Raw genomic sequence first — 1,221 nt, forward strand, 5'->3', positions numbered from 1 at the left:
ACGTGCTAAGGCCTGAAAGTCTGTAAGCGTGAAGCCCCCCTCAAGATGAGATTTCCCAATTAGTAAGACCCCTTGAAGACGACGAGGTAGATAGGTTGGAGGTGGAAGTGCAGCAATGCATGGAGCTGACCAATACTAATCGGTCGAGGGCTTATCCTAATATTCTGAAGTTTAGGCTTCAGAAGCAAATGTAAGTTTCGAACTGCAAATTCATTCGTATCTAGTTTTCAGGTGATCAAACATCTGGATTAAGCTGCATGTCCTTTCTGAGGACTGATATTTTCTCGCAGCAATTATAACGTTATGAAATTCATTCACACTAAAGTGATGAACCGAATTTCTCACGGCAGCATTTGTTTCACAAATGCACGTTTGGTGGCGATAGCGGAGGGGTTCCACACGTACCCATCCCGAACACGACCGTTAAGCCCTCCAGCGCCGATGGTACTTGGACCGCAGGGTCCTGGGAGAGTAGGACGTCGCCAAGCGAAATACCACAATTCATGTGGTTTTTTTTTGCCTAGATTGTATAGGTGTACATATAAGGGCCCTTAGCTCAGTTGGTTAGAGCGCACCTCTGATAAGGGTGAGGTCGGTGGTTCGAGTCCACCAGGGCCCACCATGTATTTTTTATATACCAATATGGGGCCTTAGCTCAGCTGGGAGAGCGCCTGCCTTGCACGCAGGAGGTCAGCGGTTCGATCCCGCTAGGCTCCACCATATTCCCTGATAGCTCAGTTGGTAGAGCACTCGACTGTTAATCGAGTTGTCACAGGTTCGAGTCCTGTTCGGGGAGCCATTAAGGCCCGTTGGTCAAGCGGTTAAGACACCTCCCTTTCACGGAGGTAACAGGGGTTCGATTCCCCTACGGGTCACCATTTAATTAAATAATTATGATAGATTCGGAGGCTTAGCTCAGCTGGGAGAGCATCTGCCTTACAAGCAGAGGGTCGGGGGTTCGATCCCCTCAGCCTCCACCATATTTATCTTAATTAGCTATAATACACTTGCCGGTGTAGCTCAACTGGTAGAGCAACTGACTTGTAATCAGTAGGTTGGGGGTTCAAGTCCTCTCGCCGGCACCATTTTTACCAAAAAATGTGGAACCGTGGTGTAGTTGGCCTAACATGCCTGCCTGTCACGCAGGAGATCGCAGGTTCGAATGCCGGTCGGGTCCGACATGTTATATCTGTTATGGCTTGGGGTCGCCGCGGGCAGAGG

6 tRNA genes and 2 rRNA genes are annotated in these 1,221 nt (G+C 49.4%); all 8 read left to right on the plus strand.

Annotated elements, in window-relative coordinates:
• A 23S ribosomal RNA gene (locus tag PGLA_RS26405) occupies nucleotides 1-159 on the plus strand; the annotation flags it as partial.
• A 212-nt stretch (nucleotides 160-371) separates the two neighbouring features.
• Nucleotides 372-488, plus strand: a 5S ribosomal RNA gene (rrf, locus tag PGLA_RS26410).
• A gap of 57 nt (nucleotides 489-545) precedes the next feature.
• A tRNA-Ile gene (locus PGLA_RS26415) sits at nucleotides 546-622 on the plus strand.
• 22 nt (nucleotides 623-644) lie between these two features.
• Nucleotides 645-720 (plus strand) — tRNA-Ala (locus PGLA_RS26420).
• A 3-nt stretch (nucleotides 721-723) separates the two neighbouring features.
• Nucleotides 724-799: transfer RNA gene (locus PGLA_RS26425), tRNA-Asn, on the plus strand.
• A gap of 4 nt (nucleotides 800-803) precedes the next feature.
• Nucleotides 804-878, plus strand: a tRNA-Glu gene (locus PGLA_RS26430).
• A gap of 26 nt (nucleotides 879-904) precedes the next feature.
• A tRNA-Val gene (locus PGLA_RS26435) sits at nucleotides 905-980 on the plus strand.
• A 29-nt stretch (nucleotides 981-1,009) separates the two neighbouring features.
• Nucleotides 1,010-1,085 (plus strand) — tRNA-Thr (locus tag PGLA_RS26440).
• The last annotated feature ends 136 nt before the right edge of the window (nucleotides 1,086-1,221 follow it).

Source organism: Paenibacillus glacialis (assembly GCF_001637205.1).
GTDB classification, from domain to species: domain Bacteria; phylum Bacillota; class Bacilli; order Paenibacillales; family Paenibacillaceae; genus Paenibacillus_AQ; species Paenibacillus_AQ glacialis.